The organism is Chromobacterium sp. HL1 (genome assembly GCF_057418835.1).
Map to the genome: position 1 here is coordinate 1,705,502 of NZ_CP162399.1, position 19,356 is coordinate 1,724,857.

Annotated in this window: 16 protein-coding genes; 4 read left to right on the forward strand and 12 right to left on the reverse strand. The window is 67.3% G+C overall.

From position 1 onward, the window contains the following. Positions 1-70: 70 nt before the first annotated feature. The 4 genes from AB1Z25_RS07945 to AB1Z25_RS07960 all read right to left on the reverse strand — a co-directional run bounded on the left by AB1Z25_RS07945 (position 71) and on the right by AB1Z25_RS07960 (position 4,016). Positions 71-859, reverse strand: coding sequence for a substrate-binding periplasmic protein (locus AB1Z25_RS07945; RefSeq protein ID WP_107799480.1), 789 nt, complete (start codon positions 857-859; stop codon positions 71-73). A gap of 70 nt (positions 860-929) precedes the next feature. Then, positions 930-1,715, reverse strand: coding sequence for a substrate-binding periplasmic protein (locus AB1Z25_RS07950; protein ID WP_227103747.1), 786 nt, complete (start codon positions 1,713-1,715; stop codon positions 930-932). An 80-nt stretch (positions 1,716-1,795) separates the two neighbouring features. Then, a complete protein-coding gene (locus tag AB1Z25_RS07955; protein ID WP_235089121.1) occupies positions 1,796-3,283 on the reverse strand; it encodes an aldehyde dehydrogenase in 1,488 nt (495 codons plus the stop codon). A 187-nt stretch (positions 3,284-3,470) separates the two neighbouring features. Further along, positions 3,471-4,016, reverse strand: a complete 546-nt coding sequence (locus AB1Z25_RS07960; protein ID WP_048412316.1) for a cupin domain-containing protein — start codon at positions 4,014-4,016, stop codon at positions 3,471-3,473. A 212-nt stretch (positions 4,017-4,228) separates the two neighbouring features. Here AB1Z25_RS07960 and ald point away from each other — a divergent pair, with 212 nt between their 5' ends. From ald to AB1Z25_RS07980, 4 genes are all read left to right on the forward strand, one after another. Then, complete coding sequence (gene ald / locus AB1Z25_RS07965; protein ID WP_107799477.1) at positions 4,229-5,353, forward strand: alanine dehydrogenase; 1,125 nt, start codon at positions 4,229-4,231, stop codon at positions 5,351-5,353. Positions 5,354-5,372: 19 nt separating this feature from the next. Then, entirely contained in the window at positions 5,373-6,167 is a 795-nt protein-coding gene (locus AB1Z25_RS07970) for a gamma-glutamyl-gamma-aminobutyrate hydrolase family protein (protein WP_107799476.1), read from the forward strand. 23 nt (positions 6,168-6,190) lie between these two features. Next, positions 6,191-7,525, forward strand: a complete 1,335-nt coding sequence (locus AB1Z25_RS07975; RefSeq protein ID WP_107799475.1) for a glutamine synthetase family protein — start codon at positions 6,191-6,193, stop codon at positions 7,523-7,525. A gap of 138 nt (positions 7,526-7,663) precedes the next feature. Beyond that, complete coding sequence (locus tag AB1Z25_RS07980) at positions 7,664-9,046, forward strand: aspartate aminotransferase family protein (protein WP_235089119.1); 1,383 nt, start codon at positions 7,664-7,666, stop codon at positions 9,044-9,046. A gap of 154 nt (positions 9,047-9,200) precedes the next feature. Here the strand turns inward: AB1Z25_RS07980 and tssE are convergent, their stop codons facing one another. The 8 genes from tssE to AB1Z25_RS08020 are packed head-to-tail and all read right to left on the reverse strand — an operon-like array spanning position 9,201 to position 19,355. Beyond that, positions 9,201-9,611, reverse strand: a complete 411-nt coding sequence (gene tssE, locus AB1Z25_RS07985; protein ID WP_107799473.1) for a type VI secretion system baseplate subunit TssE — start codon at positions 9,609-9,611, stop codon at positions 9,201-9,203. A 2-nt stretch (positions 9,612-9,613) separates the two neighbouring features. After that, positions 9,614-10,144 carry a type VI secretion system lipoprotein TssJ gene (gene tssJ, locus AB1Z25_RS07990; RefSeq protein WP_107799472.1) on the reverse strand — a complete coding sequence of 177 codons (531 nt, stop codon included), beginning with the start codon at positions 10,142-10,144 and terminating at the stop codon, positions 9,614-9,616. After that, complete coding sequence (tssG, locus tag AB1Z25_RS07995; RefSeq protein ID WP_253315236.1) at positions 10,141-11,169, reverse strand: type VI secretion system baseplate subunit TssG; 1,029 nt, start codon at positions 11,167-11,169, stop codon at positions 10,141-10,143. Before tssG ends, tssJ begins: the two co-directional genes overlap by 4 nt. After that, positions 11,166-12,941, reverse strand: a complete 1,776-nt coding sequence (gene tssF, locus AB1Z25_RS08000; protein ID WP_486636976.1) for a type VI secretion system baseplate subunit TssF — start codon at positions 12,939-12,941, stop codon at positions 11,166-11,168. Before tssF ends, tssG begins: the two co-directional genes overlap by 4 nt. 52 nt (positions 12,942-12,993) lie before the next feature. Further along, positions 12,994-14,550: a type VI secretion system protein TssA gene (gene tssA, locus AB1Z25_RS08005; protein WP_235089108.1), complete on the reverse strand. Its 1,557-nt coding sequence runs from the start codon at positions 14,548-14,550 to the stop codon at positions 12,994-12,996. Next, positions 14,547-14,912: a hypothetical protein gene (locus AB1Z25_RS08010; RefSeq protein ID WP_227103731.1), complete on the reverse strand. Its 366-nt coding sequence runs from the start codon at positions 14,910-14,912 to the stop codon at positions 14,547-14,549. Before AB1Z25_RS08010 ends, tssA begins: the two co-directional genes overlap by 4 nt. 13 nt (positions 14,913-14,925) lie before the next feature. Further along, positions 14,926-18,162: an ImcF-related family protein gene (locus AB1Z25_RS08015; protein WP_486636977.1), complete on the reverse strand. Its 3,237-nt coding sequence runs from the start codon at positions 18,160-18,162 to the stop codon at positions 14,926-14,928. Then, on the reverse strand, positions 18,159-19,355 hold the full coding sequence (locus AB1Z25_RS08020) for a hypothetical protein (protein ID WP_486636978.1): 1,197 nt from the start codon (positions 19,353-19,355) through the stop codon (positions 18,159-18,161). Before AB1Z25_RS08020 ends, AB1Z25_RS08015 begins: the two co-directional genes overlap by 4 nt. Position 19,356: the final 1 nt, after the last annotated feature.

A 19,356-nucleotide genomic window follows, 5' to 3' on the forward strand; every position in this document is an offset into this window, starting at 1 on the left:
CGGGGTCCGTTGAGTCGAAACCCGCTCAGTGTCCCGCAGCGGACGGCGGCGGCGCAAGCTGGGACAAGGATCAGGGTTGCAGCTGCAACTGGGCCACGCTGTCCGCGCTCAGGTATTTGCCGAAGATCTTGCGCAGGGCGCCGTCCTTGAGCATTTGCTGCAGCTGGGCCTGCCATTGTTCCGCCTGCTGCGGGCTGAAGGCGCTGTGCGCCAGCATCAGGCCGCCGGCGATGCGTTCCGAGTTGGGGAACAGGTCCAGCACCGTCACCTGGCCGGACAGGGCCGGGGAGTTGAGCCAGCTGTCGTAGCTGAAAGGGTGGGCGAAGGCGGCGGTGACGATGCGTTGGGACAACATGGCGTAGAGATCGCGTTCGTCATTGGCCATCACCACCTTGCCGCGTTTGGCCAGTTGTTCGATGAAGGCGTCTTGCTCCGGGCTGTGGCGGTAGCCGCGGATCACGCCCCATTTGACCGCCGGTTCGGCCAGCAACTGCTCCAGGGTGCGCGCGCCGATCTGCTTGGACAGCAAGATCATGTTCTTGCTGTAGAAGTAGGGATAGATCCAGGCGTATTTGCGGCGGTCCGCGGTGGGGATGGTGGAGGTGCCCAGATTCAATTGGCCGTGCTCCAGCATTTTCAGCACGCGGATGCGGGGATAAACGTCTTCCTGGACGATATTGCAGCCCAGCCGGCGCGCCAGCTCGTGCACCAGGTCCACATCGTAGCCGTGGCCGTTTTCATAGGCGCTGCCAATCAGGTAGTAACCCACTTTCAGGCCGTCGGCCGGGCAGGGCGAATCGCCCAGCGCCGCCGCCGATGCCAGCGCGCCGCCAAGCAGCGCCGCCCAGTGTGCTTTCATGCCGTTCTCCCGTACGCGTTCCGTTTAGCTATAGCCGGATTCGTCGGGTCTTGCCGCATGCGAGTGATTGTTATTCCAGCATGCCGCGCACGCTGTCTTCGCTCAGGTATTTGCGCAGAATGCGCTGCAGGCTGCCGTCCGCGCGCATCGCGTCCAGTTCCGTCCGCCAGCGGCGCATCTGGGGTTCGCTGAAGCTGCGGTGGGACAGCACCAGGCCGTTCTCCAGGCTGCTGTCGCGGAAGGGGTCCATGACCTTGACTTGCAGCCGGGCGCGCGGCTGGCCGTTGAGCCAGTGGTCGTAGACCTGGGGCTGGGAGAAGGCGGCGGAAATGGAGCCGCTGCGCAGCATGTCCAGCAGGTCTTCCTCGTTGGCGGCGCAGATCAGCTTGTCGCGCTTGGCCATCTGCTGCAGGAAATAGTCCTGCAAGGGGCTGTTGCGGTAGCCGATGACGGCGCCCCATTTCAGTTTGGGGTCGTTCAGCCATTGTTCCGGCGTCTTGCCTTGCACCGCCGGGCTGAGCAGGGTCATGTTGCGGTCGCGGGTATAGGGCAGCACCCAGGCGTAGCGCAGCCGCTTTTGCAGCGGGATGGTGGAGGTGGCCAGATTGAGCTTGCCGTGTTGCACCAGCAGCAGCACGCGCAGGCGCGGGTATTCGCGTTCTTCGCGAATCTTGCAGCCCAGCCGGCGCGCCAGTTCGTGGACCAGGTCCACGTCGTAACCCTTGCCGCCTTCATAGGCGGTGGTCGTCGGGTAGTATCCAACCTTCAGCCCCTCCGCCGGACAGGCGGGCGCGGCGGCGCCGGCCTGTGCCGCGGCGGCGCAAAGGCAGAGGAGGGCGGTCAGGTGCTTGCTCATGGCGCTTCCTTTGCCGAGGGTGGACGAAAACAAGACAGGCTGCCGGAAGGGCAGCCTGTCGGCGGCGCTGTAAACGCGGTTTACAGCTTGATCAGCGTGCTCTTCAGCTCAGTGTATTTTTCCAGCGCGTGCAGCGACTTGTCGCGGCCGTTGCCGGATTGCTTGAAGCCGCCGAAGGGGAAGTTCATGTCCCCGCCTTCATCATAGCAATTCACCCACACCGTGCCGGCGCGCAGGCGGCGCGACACCTGGTGCGCGGTGCTGACGTTGGAGGTCCACACCGCGGCCGCCAGGCCGTATTCGGTGTCGTTGGCGATGCGGATGGCGTCTTCCACGTCGTCGAAGGTGATGACGGACAGCACCGGGCCGAAGATCTCCTCGCGGCAGATGGTCAGATCGGCGCTGGGGCAGTCAAACGCCGTCGGTTCGATGAACAGGCCGGTGTCGGCGTGGGCCGGTTTGCCGCCGAACAGCTTCTTGGCGCCCTCGCTGTCCCCCTTGCCGATATAGGACAGCACCTTGTCGTACTGGATGCGGTCCACGATGGCGCCCATATTGGTGGCCGGGTCCAAGGGGTCTTGCGGGTAGTAGCGGGCCGCGGCCGCTTCCAGCTCCTGCAGGAAGCGCGCCTTGATGTCGCGGTGGACCAGCACGCGGGAGCCGGCGGTGCAGACTTCGCCCATATTGTAGAAGATGCCGCCGGCGGCGGCGCGCGCCGCCTGGGCGACGTCCGGGCAGTCCGGCAGGATGATGTTGGGCGATTTGCCGCCCAGCTCCAGCCAGACGCGCTTGAGGTTGGATTGCGCGGCGTAGCCGGCGATCAGCTTGCCCACGCCGGTGGAGCCGGTGAAGGCGACGCAGTCCACGTCCATGTGCAGCGCCAGCAATTTGCCCACGTCGCCGGCGCCGGGCAGCACCTGGAACACGCCGTCGGGGATGCCGGCCTGTTTGGCCAGCGCCGCCAGGCGGATGGCGGTGAGCGGGGATTTTTCCGAGGGCTTGATGATCACCGGGTTGCCGGCCGCCAGCGCCGGGCCAAACTTCCAGCTGGCCATCATGATGGGGTAGTTCCACGGCACGATGGCGGCCACCACGCCGATGGCTTCGCGGGTGACCAGGCCCACCACCTTGGGGTCCACCGGCGCCACTTCGCCGCCTATCTTGTCTATGGCTTCGGCGAACCATTCCACGCAATAGGCGCTGCCGGGCAGGTCCACGCTGAGGGTGTCGCTGATGGGCTTGCCCACGTCCAGGGTTTCCAGCAGGGCCAATTCATCGCCGTGCTCGTAGATCAGCGCGGCGAAGCGCTTGAGGATGCGGCCGCGCTCGCGCGGCGGCAGGCCGGACCAGGCGCCGGAGTCGAAGGCTTGGCGCGCGGCGCGCACCGCGCGCTCCACGTCGGCCTCGCCGCACCAGGCCACGTCGGCCAGCTTCTCGCCGTTGGCGGGGTTGTTGCAGGCAAAGCTTTTGCCGTCTTGCGCCGCGCAGTACTCGCCGGCGATGAAGGCGCGCCCTTCGATCTTCAGTTGAGCGGCGAATTGCTTCCATTCGGCATGCGTTCTAGCCATTTACTCTCTCCTTTGATGATCCTGCGCCGTCCGTTGGCGGCGCCGGTATCGCTTGACGCGGGTTTGACTGCTTTGTCGTCTGTCGTGGGCTTGGAGCCGGCGGGGCGGGCAAAGCTCCCCGGCCTGGCCTTATGGCCTGCTGGTCGCCGGATGCGGTCTTGCCGGCGCTTCTTGTTCTTAATGGTTCTTAGAATGTGGGCGGCGAACTGGCGCTGACCACCTCGCAGGTTTCGGCGCCGACGTTGCGAAAGCGATGGGGCAGCCGGCTGTCGAAGTAATACGCGTCGCCCGGCCCCAGGATGCGGCTCTCGTTGTTCACCGTCACTTCTATACTTCCTTTGATGATGACGCCGCCTTCCTGGCCGTCGTGCGTCAACATGTCCGGCCCGGTGTCGGCGCCGGTTTCGTAGACTTCGCGCAGGATGGCGATGTCGCGCTTGTCGTGGGCGGTGCCCACCAGCAGCAGCCGGATCTGCTCATTGCCCAGATTGGGTAATTCGTGGGCCTGGTAGAACACGCGCGCCTGTTCCGGGTCGGAATCAAAGGTGAAAAAATCCGCCAGCGTCATCGGCAGCCCTTCCAGCACCTTTTTCAGCGAGCTGACCGATGGGCTGACCCGATTTTGTTCGATCAGCGAAATGGTGCCGTTGGTGACTCCGGCTCGTTTGGCCAGTTCCCGCTGCGACAGCCCGAAACGATCCCTGACCATGCGTAATCTCGCGCCAACGTCCATGGATTCCTGCTCCGTCAGTATGTTAATAATTTTAGACGCTTTATGATAATTATTTTGTACGGACTCTGCACTACTTGCTGCGACGCAAAATCGAATATCTTTGCATCGGTGGGGGTTTATAGTCAGAATCAGAAACAAGGGGCAAGCGTATTGTGAATTTTCTTAAACGCTTGCGCGGCACTTCCGCAACAAATCTAAGTGAGGAGAGCGACATGCTGATCGGTGTTCCCAAGGAGATCAAGAACCACGAGTATCGTGTTGGCCTAACCCCGTCTGGAGTCCGGGAGTTAGTCGCCAACGGTCACAAGGTTTTGGTCCAGACCCAGGCCGGCCTCGCCATCGGTTTCACCGATGAACAGTATATCCAGGCCGGCGCCTCCATTGCCTCCAGCGCCGAAGAAACCTTCGAACGCAGCGACATGATCGTCAAGGTGAAAGAGCCGCAGCCGGTGGAATGCCGGATGCTGCGCCGGGATCAGCTCCTGTTCACCTATCTGCATTTGGCGCCGGACCCGGAGCAGACCAAATTATTGCTGGAATCGGATGCCATCGCCATCGCTTATGAAACCGTCACCGACGAGCGCGGCGGCCTGCCGTTGCTGGCGCCGATGTCGGAAGTGGCCGGCCGCATGGCGATACAGGCCGGCGCGCACGCGCTGGAAAAGGCCCAGGGCGGCCGCGGCGTCTTGCTGGGCGGCGTGCCGGGCGTGGCCCCGGCGCGGGTGGTGGTGATAGGCGGCGGCGTGGTGGGACTGAACGCCGCGCGCATGGCCATGGGCGCCGGCGCCGAGGTCACCATTCTGGACAAATCGCTGCCGCGCCTGAAGGAAATCGACATGGTGTTCGGCGGCCGCATCAAGACGCTGGTGTCCAACTCCGCCAATATCGAAGACAGCCTGCGCGAGGCGGACCTGGTGATCGGCGCGGTGCTGATTCCGGGCGCGGCGGCGCCCAAGCTGGTGACGCGGCCGATGCTGAAAATCATGAAGCCCGGCGCGGTGCTGGTGGATGTGGCGATAGACCAGGGCGGCTGCTTCGAGACCAGCCGGGCCACCACGCACCAAGACCCCATTTACGTGGTGGACGGCATCGTCCATTACTGCGTGGCCAATATGCCCGGCGGCGTGGCGCGCACCTCCACCCAGGCGCTGACCAACGCCACCTTGCCGTACACGCTGGAGCTGGCCAACAAGGGCTGGCGCCAGGCTTTGCTGGACAACGCCCATCTGCGCAACGGCCTCAACGTCTGCCGCGGCCGGCTCACTTACCAGGCGGTGGCCCAGGCGCTGGGCCACCCGTTCATCGACCCGATCGAAGCCATCAAGGCGGCTTCCTGACCCGTATCAAGGATTCGAAATGTTGCAAGCTATCATCGGCATACCCTGTGACATCAAGATGGTAGGCCCGCTGCCCTTCCACTCCGTGGGCGAGAAATACATCGCCGCCGCGGCCGGCGGCGCCGGCGGCGTGCCGGTGCTGCTGCCGGCGCTGGGCGACAAGACCGCGCTGAGAGACGTGCTGGAACTGGTGGACGGCGTGTTGCTGCCGGGCTCCCTGTCCAATGTCGAACCGCACCGCTACGGCGGCGCGCCCAGCCGGCCCGGCACCATGCACGACCCCATGCGCGACGCCACCACGCTGCCGCTGATCCAGCAAGTGCTGGAGCAGGGCATTCCCCTGCTGGGCATCTGCCGCGGCTTCCAGGAAATCAATGTGGCGATGGGCGGCGAACTGTACCAGCACGTGCAGGAAGAAGAAGGCAAGCGCGACCACCGCGAGCCGGACACGCCGGACCTGGACGCGATGTACGCCCTGTCCCACCCGGTGCGCTTCGCCGAGGACGGCCTGCTGCGGCAATGGACCGGCCAGGAGTCCGCCATGGTCAACTCCCTGCACCAGCAGGGCATCAAGCGGCTGTCCGATCGCCTGATCTGCGAGGCCGTCGCTGACGACGGCCTGGTGGAGGCCTACCGCGTGCGCGACGCCAAGGGCTTCGCCTTCGCCGCGCAATGGCATCCGGAATGGAAGTACTGGGACAACCCGCTGTCCATGGCCATCTTCAAAGCATTTGGCGACGCCTGCCGCCAACGCCGCGAACAGCGGCAACGCGGGCCGCAATTAACCGAGACCTTGTGTCACCACTCGGAATAACACACACAGAGGAAGAGAACATCATGACCCATCAGATCAATGAATGGCTGCGAGAGCACCGGATCACTGAAGTCGAGTGTATCGTCCCCGACATGACCGGCGTGGCGCGCGGCAAGATCGTGCCCAAGGACAAGTTCGTGTCCGACCCGGAAATGCGCCTGCCCGAAGTCGTGCTGATCCAGACTGTGACCGGGGACTACCCCGACGACAGCATGCTGGACCTGACCGACCCGGACATGGTGCTGGCGCCGGACCCGAACACCCTGCGCTTCGTGCCCTGGGCCGTGGATCCCACCGCTCAATTGATCTACGACTGTCTGCGCGCCGACGGCAGCCCGGTGGACGTGGCGCCGCGCAATGTGCTCAAGCGCGTGATCGGCCTGTTCGACGAGATGGGTCTGGAGCCGGTGCTGGCTCCGGAAATGGAATTCTACCTGCTGTCCCCCAATCCGGACCCGGACATCCCGCTGGCCGCGCCGGTGGGGCGAACCGGCCGCGCCGAGTTCGGCCGCCGCTCCTACTCCATCGACGCGGTCAACGAGTTCGACCCGCTGTTCGAAGACATCTACGACTACTGCCATGCGCAGAATCTGGAAGTGGACACCCTGATTCACGAGGTGGGCACCGCGCAGATGGAAATCAACTTCCTGCACGGCAACCCGCTGGAACTGGCCGACCAGGTGTTCCTGTTCAAGCGCACCGTGCGCGAGGCGGCGTTCCGCCACAATATGTACGCCACCTTCATGGCCAAGCCGATGGAGAACGAGCCGGGCTCCGCCATGCACATGCACCAGAGCCTGGTGGACAAGAACACCGGCCGCAATGTGTTCACCAATGAGGATGGCAGCCCGTCCGACCTGTTCTTCCACTACATCGCCGGCCTGCAGAAATACGTGCCCAAGTCCATGCCGTTGTTCGCGCCGTATGTGAACTCATTCCGCCGTTTGTCGCGCTACACCGCGGCGCCGACCAACGTCGAATGGGGTTACGACAACCGCACCGTGGGCCTGCGCGTGCCGCATTCCTCGCCGGCGGCGCGCCGCATCGAAAACCGGGTGCCGGGCGTGGACGTCAATCCCTATATCGCCATGGCCGCGACGCTGGCCTGCGGCTACCTGGGCATCATCAACAAGCTGCAGCCCAGCGAGCCGCGCCAGACCGACGCCTACGAGCTGCCTTACCAGTTTCCCAACTCCTCGGAGGAGTCCTTGCAGCAGCTGGCGTCCTGCAAGGAAATGGCCGAGGTGCTGGGTGAGCGCTTCGTCAGCATGTACGTGGGCATGAAGGAGAAGGAGTTCTCCGAATACTTCCGCGTGATCAGCCCGTGGGAGCGCAAGTTCCTGCTGCTGCACGTGTGATTTAGCTATGACATTGGGCTGATTTGTCCGTTAGAATCAGCCCGGACAGCCAGGATAAGCACTGAAAATACGCCAATGGCGAAGGAGGGGCGGCAGAGAACATCTCCGCCCCGTTGGAGAATACTGGAAGGAAGTCCTATGCAGAATCAACAACGCACGACCGAACAATGGCGCCAACTGGATGCAGCGCATCATCTGCATCCGTTTACCGATACCCAATCGTTGAACCAGCAGGGCGCGCGGGTGATGACTCGCAGCGAGGGGATTTACCTGTGGGATTCCGAGGGCAATAAGATCATCGACGGCATGGCCGGCCTGTGGTGCGTCAATATCGGCTACGGCCGCAAGGAACTGTCCGACGTGGCCAAGAGCCAGATGGACGAACTGCCCTTCTACAACACCTTCTTCAAGACCACCCACCCGGCGGTGGTGGAACTGTCCCACCTGCTGGCGCAAGTGACGCCGGCCGGCTACGAACATGTGTTCTACACCAACTCCGGCTCCGAGGCGGTGGACACCATGATACGCATGGTGCGCCATTACTGGGACGTGCAGGGCAAGAAGGAGAAGAAAACCCTGATCGGCCGCTGGAACGGCTATCACGGCTCCACCATCGGCGGCTCCAGCCTGGGCGGCATGAAGTATATGCACGAGCAGGGCGACCTGCCGATTCCGGGCATGGCCCACGTTGAGCAGCCGTGGTGGTACAAATACGGCAAGGATCTGAGCCCGGACGAGTTCGGCGTGGTGGCCGCGCGCTGGGTGGAAGAGAAAATCCTGGAAATCGGCCCGGAAAAAGTGGCCGCCTTCGTGGGCGAACCCATCCAGGGCGCCGGCGGCGTGATCATCCCGCCGGCCACTTACTGGCCGGAAGTGGAACGCATCTGCCGCAAATACGATGTGCTGCTGGTGGCTGACGAAGTGATCTGCGGCTTTGGCCGCACCGGCGAGTGGTTCGGCTTCGAGCACTTCGGCTTCCGTCCGGACATCTTCACCACCGCCAAAGGCCTGTCCTCCGGCTATCTGCCCATCGGCGCGGTCTTCGTGGGCGAACGCGTGGCCCAGGGCCTGATCGCCGGCGGCGACTTCAACCACGGCTTCACCTACTCCGGCCACCCGGTGGCCAGCGCGGTGGCGCGCGTCAATATCGAGCTCCTGCGCGACGAAGGCATCATCGACCGCGTCAAGAACGAAACCGGTCCCTATATGCAGAAGCGCTGGCGCGAGACCTTCAGCCAGTTCGAGCACGTGGACGATGTGCGCGGCGTCGGCCTGATCCAGGCGTTCACCCTGGTCAAGGACAAGAGCAAGCGCGAGCTGTTCCCGGAGTTCGGCGACGTCGGCCTGATGTGCCGCGACATCTTCTTCAGCAACAACCTGATCATGCGCGCCTGCGGCGACCACATCGTGTCCGCGCCGCCGCTGGTGATCAGCAAGGCTGAAATCGATGAAATGCTGGGCGTGGCCGCGCGCTGCATGGAGACGTTCGAGCGCAAATTGAAGGACAGCGGTCTGGTCTGAGCGGAATTCGCGCACGGGCCGGCATCAAGCCGGGGCGGTCAGCCCCGGCTTTTTTCTTGGGGCCAGGCCGCTGCGGCTTGCGGCCGCAGGGTGACGGGCGTTCCCGTGCGGCGCTCGCCGTGTCGCTGAGGCGCAGCGGGCTTTGAACGGGTTCTCAGTGCCGGTAGGTGCTTAGCCTGACGCCGCCCTCGGGCGTGAAGCTCGCATCCAGCAACAATTCGCCGTGCGGTTTCAAGCGGCAACGCAGCCGGTAGCGCAACACCATTTGCTCGTGGTCGCCGCGGAAATCGACCTCGACCGCGTCCAGCCTGGGTTCGTAGCGCAGCAGGGTCTGCTCGATGCTGCGCATCAGCTGATGGGCGCTGGCGGGCAAATGGCGATAAACGTGGCCCAGGTCCGGCAGGCCGTAATCGGGCAAATGCTTGAGCGAACCGGCGCGCGCGTTCAGGATGCGCCGAATGCTGTCCACCACGCTGCGGGAGAACTGCTGCTCCGGCGCAAGGCGATCCAGCGCTTGGCCGTCGGCAAACTGCCCGGTCAGCATTTCATACAGTGAAGCCCCCATGCTCAGCCCTCCGCCCGACGGCGTTCCAGCGCATAGCCGCGCAACTCCAATTGCAGCGGCTTGTCGTTGTCCAGCTCCTTCTTGTCCAGCAGCAGCCGCCATTGCCGTTCCGGGCCGGCTTGCCGGAACAGCGCGATCACGCCGACATAGGCCGCGTCCTGGCGGTAAGGCTCGCGCAGGCTGACCGCCGCGCCCGGCCGCAGCAGTACTTGGTGGCTGGCCAACAAGTCATCGGCGAGCACGGACTGATCCTGCTCCAGCAGCGTCGGGTAGGGCGCGGCCAGAAAGGCGGCCTTGTCCTTCAGCTGATACACCCTCACCACCACCGACAGCGGCCGCTGCCCGGCTTCGGTGTTCAGCTCCTCGCTCGCGATCAAATCCAGGTTCAGACGCTCGACGCGGGTGAGGAAGATCTTTTGAGCGGCGCTGACGGTGACGTTCTTGGTGCTTTGCCACAGGCCGCAGCCGCTCAGCGGCAGCGTCAGCCCCAGCCAGACCAGTCCGGCGCTCAGGGCGGGAAGGCGATGTTTCATCCGGGTTCTCCTGGCTGCCGGTCGCAGACGTCCGACAGCGGTTGATAATGACCGATGCGCAAGCGGCGCCAGCGCCGTCCCGCCTCACCGGCCAGGGCGGCGCCCAAGCCCAGCCTGGGCCGGGCGCGGGTGTCCAGGCGGCTGGCCGGCAACCAGTTGGCGGGCAGCTCCAGCCAGATTTCCGCCTCCAGCCGCCATCCCAGGTAAACGCGGGTCAGCGCCAGCACATCCCGGTGCAAGGGGCCGCCGGGCAACAGGGCGGGCACGCAGTCGGCCTGAGCCGGGCGGACGGTCACGGCGATCGCGTGATTGGCGGCGCGCAGCCGGCGGCCCAGGACGAATTCGCCGGCGCGCAGCGGCGGCCGGGCGGAAAGAGGGGGCGGCTCGTCCAGCGCCGCCCAGCGGGGCAGGAACTCCCGCACCCGGATGTCGGCCGCGGGCAAGGCGTGGCGGATCACGCTGGCCAGGCCGGAAGCCGGCCGGGTGCGTTGGCCCAGCAAGGCGAGCAAGCCCAGCATGCGCCCGGCGGGCAGCTGCCGGCGCTCAGCCGCCTCGCCCACGCCCATGCCGATCAGGCCCAGCAGGGCCTTGGACAGCGGGTCGCGCGCGCCGGGCCGGAAGGCCAGCGGGTAACGGTATTTGCCCCAGGCGCGATAGAGCAGGGCGGTGAGGCGATGGCTGAACAGATCCAGCATCGCCGCCAGCGCTTCGTGGCCCTCGCGGCGGGCGGCGATGTCGTCCAGAAAGTAATAGGGCAGCACGGCATCGACTCCGTAAAGCCCCATGAAGGCGGTGCGCAGCACCGGAGGGCGGCCGGTGTCGGGGTCGGCCGGTTCGGCGCGGACGATCTCGCCGGCGGGAAAGCCCAGAGACGGCGAGGGCAGCAGCCGCACCGGCTCGTCGGCCGGACTGTCGGCCGCGCCCAGGCGCCGGTCGCCGGGCAAGCGCTCCAGCACGCGGCAGAATTGAAAAAAGTTGTACGAGGGAGCGGATTGCAGCCAGGCGTAGAATTCGGCTTCTGTCATAGCGGAGGCGCCTCCGTCTTGCTGTCCGGCCAAGAAACCCGTTCGTTTTCCGGCAGGATGCGCAGTTCGAAGCGGGTGAACAGATTCATGTCGGCGTAGGCGGCGAAGAAACGGTGCATCAGATCCCCGAACAGGTGGAGGTCGCCCGGTCCGGCGAAGCAGGTCCGGTCCACCGCCAGCTCGATGCGGACCCCGCGTTCCATGCAGCCTTGCTTCACCCGGCTGACCAGTTGATGCCTGACCTCCAGCAGTCCGTTCAGCCGTTGGCGGTTCAATTCGTCCTCGGTCCAGTCGTACAGCGCCAGCGTGCCGCGCAGCACTTCCACGTCCAGCAGCGACAGAAAGTTGGGCGCCAGGTGCGAGAGCACCCGCCATTGATAACGGTCTTCCGCCGGCGGGTAGCAGGGAAGGGTGGGCGGGGTCAGATTGGCGATCCGGGTCAGCGGCGTGGACGGCGAGCGCTCCAGGATTTGCGCCTCGCGCAGCGCTTTGCGCGGCAGCATGCCGTTGGTGCCGGTGACGCGCAGCGACAGGATCTCTGCACGCATCGCCGCCGACGGCGAATCCCATAGATGGCCGCCCAGCACCAGCCAGGTTTCCGGCCTGCCGGCCGCGCCAAGCCGGGTTCGGGCATGGTAGAAGCGTTCCGGCGCCTCGTCGCGCAGCATGCCGCCCCGGTGCTGGAAGCTGGAGAACGGCAAGTAGGCGTGGCGGCCGCCGTTTTCGGTGTCCATGGAGACGACCTCGTCCACCGACCAGGCCTCGATCTCCGGCCCCTGGCTCGCCAGCGGTACCACCCGGTATTCATGGCTCAAGTGGTCGACATGCAGCGGTTCGGCTTCCAGCGGGAACAGATTGATCGCTGGCACGCAGTGCAAGCGCAGATTGTCGGCAGTGAACGGCATGTCCGCCGGATAGCGTTGCGTCAGGGTCAACTCCAGCGCAAAGCCGGTTGCGTCCCCGGGCAGCAGGGCGGCATCCAGCCCGGCCAGATCGAGAAACTGGAACTTTTCGCGGAAGCAAAAGTACTCCAGCAGCAGCTGATAGCCGCCAAAGGCGTTGTCGGCCTTGGGCCAGAGCCGGTCCGCGTCGTCGAAGCCCGCCGGCTCGAAGCGCAAGGCCGGCGCTTCCCGGGGCGGATGCGGGGCCTGGCCCAAAGGCCGCAAGCGCGCGCGGCCCAACTGCCGGGTCAGCGCGTGACGCAGCGCGAAGGCGATGGGCGGATCGGCGGCGAGGAACAAGCGCAGGCGGGACAGGTCCAGCGCCTCGCGCTTGGCCGCCGCGCCCAGCTCAAAGCGCAGCTCCAGCACCGAGCGTCCTTCGCTGTCTAGGCGCGCGCCAGCCTGGCTCAGCAGTAAGGGTTGAATCGTCGCCGGCTGGGTGGTGCGGTAGGCGCAGCGCACCCCGCTCGCGCCCAGCGGCGCGGTGCGCACGCTTAATCCGGCTTCCACCGGTTTGGCCTGTTGCAGCGCATGGGCGTCGGCGCGCAGCTCCAGCACGGTCAGCGACGGCACCATGCGCAGATAATGCGGCCACAGCATATTGACCAGGCCTTCGGTCAGTTCCGGGAAGTCGTCGTCCAATTTCTGGCGGATGCGGCCGGTGAGAAAGGCGAAGCCTTCGAACAGACGCTCCACATACGGATCGCGCTTGCCCACCCGGTCGATATTCAGCAGGGCGGCGCGGTCCGGGTGGGCGCGGGCGAACTCCTTGCCGGCTTCGCGCAGATAGCGCATTTCCGCTTCGTAATAGCGCAGGGTCAGGTCATCCATAGACGGCTTTCATCGGCGGGTGGGAAAAGCGCCGCTCGCGGCGCGGACGGCTTCACGGCAAGGCCCCGGACAGCGCCCGGGCCGGGTCCAGCGCGGCCAGGCGCGCGTTGAGCCGTTCCAGTTGCTGGCCCAGGCCGGCGCGGTCCGCGTCCTTGCGCTGCATGCGTTGGCGCAGCAGCCGCGCCAACTGCGCCAGCAGTTCGAAGGCCAGCTCCGGTTCCCAGACGTCCAACTGGTGGCCGTCCGCCTGGCGCAGCAGCGCCTCCAGCAAATGGACGGCCATTTCGGCGCGGCCGTGGCGTTCCGCCAGCCGGGCCAGCAGCAATTGCCGCAGGCAGCGTTCGCGGCCGCCCGCGGCGGCGGGCAGGGCCTGCACCCAGGCGAAGGCGGCGGGCAAGCCCTGCTGCGCGGCGATGGCGTGGGCCTGGGTTTCGGTTTCCGGCCAGTCCGCGCGGTCGTCCGCCGCCGGCGCGGCGAGAGCGGCGGAGTCCGGCCGCCGCCATTGCGCCAGCCATTCCAGCGTGGCGTCCTCCGCGAACGGACTGCCGTCGCTGAAGCTCAGTTTCTCCACGCCGGGCAGCCGCTGGCACAGCCGTTGAATATCGTCGCGGATCAGCTCCGCCAGCGGCGCGGTCATTTCGCCGCCGTGCTGGTAGGCCAGCCAGGCGTAACGCTGCAGGTCCAGCCACCAGTGATTGGCTCCTTCCGCGAAGGCGCTTTCCGCCCGCTCGCTCAAATCCCGCCATTGTTGTTGCAAGAGCAGGCGCTTCAGTTGCTGGCGCAGCTCGGCGCGCGGCGGCGGCAGCCGGCTGCGGCCGTCGGCGTCGCCGGGCGGCGGGCTGCTCAGCGCCTCCCAGCGCACGGCGCGCAGCAGGCGCAGGGCGGCGGCCTGGCCTTCCGGCTGTTGGCGCAGAAACACCGCCATCCGGCGCGCCTGCTCCAGCAGTTCGCGCCAGGAGCCGACATCGTCGGCGCCCGGCGGCGGCGCGTCGGCCGTCGCGGGGGCGGGGGCGTCCATGGCCGCATTGCCGGCGGGGGGGCTTGGCAGGCGCGGTTGAAGGCTGCGGCCCAGGGCATCCAGCCGCAGCGGCGGCGCCGGGCTGTCGGCCGCGAGCCGCTGCAGCAGCAGCAAGGCGGCCGCGGCCCGCCGCCACGCTTCGCCGTCGTCGTCTGCCAGCACCGCCAGCTGATCGGTGAAGCGTTCGCTGGCCAACCACTCCAGCGCATTGCGCCGCCGCGCCGGCTGGCGCGGCCAGACCGCGTCCGGGTAGCGCTCCAGCAAGGCGGCGCTCAGCTCCAGCCCGTCCGCCAGGCCGGCCACGCCGTCCTGGCGCAGCCGGGCGCAGGCGTAGTAGGCCGCCACGCGCAAATCCTTGCCGCGGGTTTTCAGCAAGGTTTCCGCATGCGCCAAGGCCAGCGGCGCGTTCATGCCGGAGAGGCGGGTCACTTCCTCTTTCAAGGCCTGAAACTCGTCGTCGTGGGACAGGTCCTCGCCGCAGGGCGCGGCGTCGGAAATCGGCTTCAGCCAGGCGGCCCAACGCGGCAGCCGCTGGCGGGCTTCTTCTTCCGGCGCGGTGTTCAGGCCCAGCAGCGCGCGCACCCAGCTCACTGGCACCCTCGCGGCGTCTTGCCGGACGGCGTTCGGCGCGCGGACAGCGTGGCCGGCCGCAAACCCATCCGGTAAGCCTGGACATTGATGGCGAGCGCGCCGCGGCCCGGCAGCATGGCGCGGCAGGCTTCGCCTCGCAGCGGATATTCGCGCCGGAGAATGCTCAGTTCCTCCTCGCTCCAGCGGTGCGGCGGCCTCAGGCCCAGAGCCTTGGCTTGAGCGTGGATGGCGGCGGGGCTGCGATCAGGCAGCAAGCTTTGACAGGCGGCGCCTATCAAGGGGTACTCCTGGCGCAGCACTTCCAGTTCGCGCGCGTTCCATTCGACGAGAGGTTTGTGTGTCGGCAAGGACTTGGGCGTCATGATTCGCGTCTCCTCAAGGTTGGGGCCGCCGGGCCGGCTTGGCCGCGGCGGGCGGCGAGTTAGGCTCCACGATAAAAATCCGCGCCGGCAGCTGGAACTGGATCAGCTGCAACAAGGCCAGCGGGCCGGCTCCGGCCTCGCTGCGCAGCTGATAGCGTGCCTGATGCCCGTCCGGCAAGGCCCAGCTCAACTGCCAGCTGGCGCGGTCAATCTGTTCGCGCTGGGCCTGCTCCAGCAGGCGCAGCACGCCCCAGCGGCCGGGATGGTCCTGGGTCTGGCGCAGGCCGGTCTTCTCGGTCTGCCATTGCAGGCTGGCGCCGGCCTTCAGCGGATCGCCGGGCCAGCTCAGCGCCTTCCAGCTTGTCATCTGATTGAAGTAGTGCAGGCTGTGCTGATCCAGTTGCAGCCGGATTTCCTCCAGGCCGATGGTGGCGGTGGGCTTCAGTTCGAAGCGGATGCCGGCGTCGCCCTGGGCGTAGAGCAGGCTGGACAGCCGCGACAGGCGGTTCAATTCGTTGAGGAAGTTCAGGTCGAAGCGCAGCGCCTGCGCCGCCGCCGGGTCCGGCGACCATTGATCGCCTTGTTGTTCCAGCACCCCGCCCAATTGCTGGCGCACGAACTGCTGCACCAGGCCGTCGCCGGGGTGCAGGAAACGGCCCAGCTCCGGCAAGGAGGCGTCGGCGTCGCTGCGGTGGAAGGGGTAGCGGCCGGCGAAGCTGGCCTGCCACGGCCGGACAATGCTCTGGTCCCACAGCTGGTTGAGGCTGGCCGCCGCCGGTTGCAGCAGGGTGTGCCAGGATTGGTCCAAGGGTTGCAGGAACAGGTGCCGGCCCAGGCCCTGCCAGTCTTCGCCCAGGCTGGCGGCCAATTGGGCGGCGTAATCGCGGCTCTCGGCCAGTTCGCCGCCCTTGCCCTGGAACACCGCCTGCGCCAGCGCGCGGGCGGCGGCGTCCGGGTCCGGCGCGGCGGCCACTTGCTGCAACTTGAGCCGGGTGGCCGCCACCCGCTCCAGATAGCGTTGCAGGCTGAGCGCGGAGCCGTCCTGGCGTTCCTCCAGCAGCCGCAGCAGCGGGCCGAAGCTTTGCGCCAGCGGCGCGGCCTCCTGTTTGCCCGTTGCCCCCTCCAGCTGCGGCGCGCTGGCGTCGGCCTTGCCCAGCAGCGCCTGGGCCTTGTCCACCAGATTGGCGCCCAGGCTGTCCACGCGCTCGCCGGCGCGGGCGTTGTCGCGCACCAGCGCCATCAAGGCGCGCAGCGGCGAGCGTTGCGGATCGGCGTAGACCTGCAATTGCTGGGCGTTGGCGGCCAGCTTGGCCTCCGTCTGCCAGGACACCGCGTTGAGGAATTGTTGCCAGGCGCGGGCGTAGTCGGCGAAATAGCGCTGGCGCAACGCGGCTTCCAGCGCCTTGCCGGCGCTGCCCTGACCGGCTTCGCCGGCGCCCAGCACCCAGTCGCCGGCACTGCCTTGGCGGCGGTGGGCGTTGGCGAAGGCGGCGCGCAGATGCTCGTCCCAGGCTTTGCGGGTGAACACGCCGGGCAGGCTGGATTCGCTGCGCCACAGGCCGCGCAAGTCCTGGCCCGGCAGCAAGGCGGCCAGCGTCTGCGGCGGATGCTTGGCTTCGGCTTCGGCCAGTATCTGCTGATAGCGGGTGTCGTCGGCCTGTTGGCGGCCCAACTGGCCGATCAGGGTCTGGCGGCTGGCCCCGGCCAGCGCCGCGTCGGCGGGGATGCGCCAGGCGGGCTGGCCGGCCAGCCGCTCGGCGTAGAACTGCGCCATGGCGCGCAGCAGCGCCGGGGAGAAACCGTCATTTCGCGCCGTCAGCTGGGCGGCGAGGAAGGCCGGTTCGGCGCGCGCCGGCTGGTCCAGCGTCAGATAGGCTTTCAGCGCCTGATAGCCTTGTTCGGTCCGGGCCGGATCGGCGGCCAGTTCCGCGCTGGGGGCCTGGTTCAGCGCTTGCAGCTGCTGCGCCCAGCGGCCGCGCGCCGGCGTGATCAGCGCCTGGCCGATGGCGCGGGCGTAATGCGGCCGCAAGCGCTCCAGCAAGGCGGCGTCGCGGTTCAGGCCGAAGCGGGCCGACCACGGCGCGCCGAGCGACTGGCGGGTTTCCAGTTTTTCCAGCAACCGTTGCAGCCGCAGCGCGCTGTCCAGCGTGGCGGTTTTGGGCTGGGCGTTGACGGCGGCCTGGGCCTCGGCGATCAAGCCGTGGTTTTGATAGGTGGAAACCAGCATGCCGGCCAGCCAGAACAGGCATAGCGCGCCGATGACGGCGGCCAGCCGGCGTTGCCAAGGGCGGCTGCGGCGGCGCGGGGCAAAGGTGGAGCCCTGGCTGATCGCGCCGCTCCACAGCCGGACGTCGGCCGGCCAGGTGGCCAAGGCCAGCGCCTTGACGGCGGAGGGCGCGGCCAGGCCGTCGCGCCAGCGCTGCCAGGCGGAGGCGAGTCCCTGAAGCTCGCGTTCCAGCCACTGCGAGCAGCGCAGCAGAAAGGGCTGGGCCGCTGCGCCGGGGTGACGCGGAATGCCGCGCAAGGGAAGCTGATCGGCCCAGGCCCTGGCCTGAGCGGCCCAGCCGTCGGCGTTGGCGGGAAGCGTGGGCAAGGGCCAGCCGGCGATGCCGGGGCCGGCGTTGTCGGGCGCGCGCTGACACAGGGTCAGCGGCAGGGTCCAGCCGCAGGCGATGGACAGCTGTTCGGCGCGCTCCGCCAGCGCGGCGGCGTCGGCGGCGTCGGGGAGCAGGGCGATGACGGCGTCGGCGGGCGTCCGCCAGCGTCCGCGCAGCCGCCGCCAGCCGCCTGGAGGCGGGGCGGCGGAGGCGTCGATCAAGACCATGCCGTCGGTTTCCAGCCAGGGTTGCCGGGCCAGCGCCGGCACCGCCTGGTGGACGACCTCGGGCGCGCCGCAGAGCAGCAGCCAGTGCGGACGCTGCCGGGCCGGGCGCTGGCGCCAGTCTTGGGCGATGAGCGCCAGGCCGGCCCAGTTGGCGCTGGGCGCGGACGGCTCCAAGCTGGCCGGGCGCGAAGATTTGCGGCCGGGCCAGCGCGCCAGCAAACTTTGGCGGGCGGCGGCCAGCTTGGCCCGGTAACGGTTGAACAGCAGGATGAGCAGCAGCAGGGCTGTAGCGGCCACGGCGCTCCACAATACCGTGTCGCCCAGTTGCAGTTCGCTTAAGTCGATAAGCTTGCCTTGCCACAGGGCGAACAGGCCAAGGCAGATCGCCAGGCCGGCGATAATGAAAACCCAGATGCCGAATTTCATGCCGCTTTCTCCATGGCGCCGCTGGGAGGTGAGTTGATGATGGCCTGAATCCAACTGCTTTCTTGCTGCTGCCAGGCCAGCACTTGCGCGCCGGGCAAGCGAAGCTGGCATAGCAAGGCCAGTTGAAGCGGATAGCCCCAGGCGCCGGTTTGACCCAGCCATGAGTCCAGGGCGTGGCAACGCGGGGGCTGGTTTTTCAGCCACTGCAAGGCGGGCAGTTCGGCGATCCGGCCCCAGGCGGCTTGCGCGGTCTTGTCCAATTGGCTGTGCCAGCCGCGCGGCGCGTCGGCGCCCGGCAACTGAATCTCTTGCAGCGTGGCGAAGTCGGCCATCATCTGCGCAGCGTCGGTTGGCATCGGCCGCGGCAAGTAAACCAATGGCTGTGCGGCATCGGGCTGCAATAAGAGCGCGAAGCCGAGTTCGCACTGCGCCGGCGCGGATGCGCCCAGCGTCAGCTCGGGGTGCAGGTGGGCGGCTAACAACAGGGCGGGCTGCCGGAGCCGGCCCTCCCCATCCGGGCCGCCATGGGCGGCCAGCAGCCAGGCGCGGGTCTGCTCCGGGTCCAGATCGAGGCTGCCCGCTTGCCAAGCCTGGCCGGCCGGGAGCTCGCTCAGGCGCGACCAACACAGCGAGCGCCAGGATTCGGCGTGGCGCGCCGGCGCGCACAGCAGCAGCTGGCAGTGGTCCAATCGCGCCAGCGCCTGTCGCAATTCCGGGGTCAGCAACTGATCCAGCAAGGCCAATAGCCGTTGCGGCAAGGGTTTGCCCGGCAACAAGGCGTCCAGCGCCAGGGCTTGGTCCTGATGCGGCCCGTTCTGGCCGCTGAGCGCGCCGTTCAGCGGCCGCTCCTGCGGATGGATCACGCTGACGGCGGTCACCGGCAGCGCCGCGCGCGCCCATTGCACCCAGCCGGCGCGCAGTTCGTCCTGAGCCTGATGCTCGGCCCGGATGTTTTCGCGCTCGGTTTCAAACAGGTAGTAACGCAGCCCCCACAGCATCAGCCAGACCAGCCAGGGCATGAGCAGCGCCCAGCCCCAGAAGCGCCAGCCCTGGCCCAGGCTGGCGCGCGGCCAGAGCAGACTGGCGGCCGTCAGGCCGATGGCGAAGGCGGCCAGCAGCAAGGCCAGCCAGCGGGCGGGGGAAGGCGGCTCCGGCCAATCCGGGCGCTTGAGTTGCGGCAAGGGCCAGGCCATC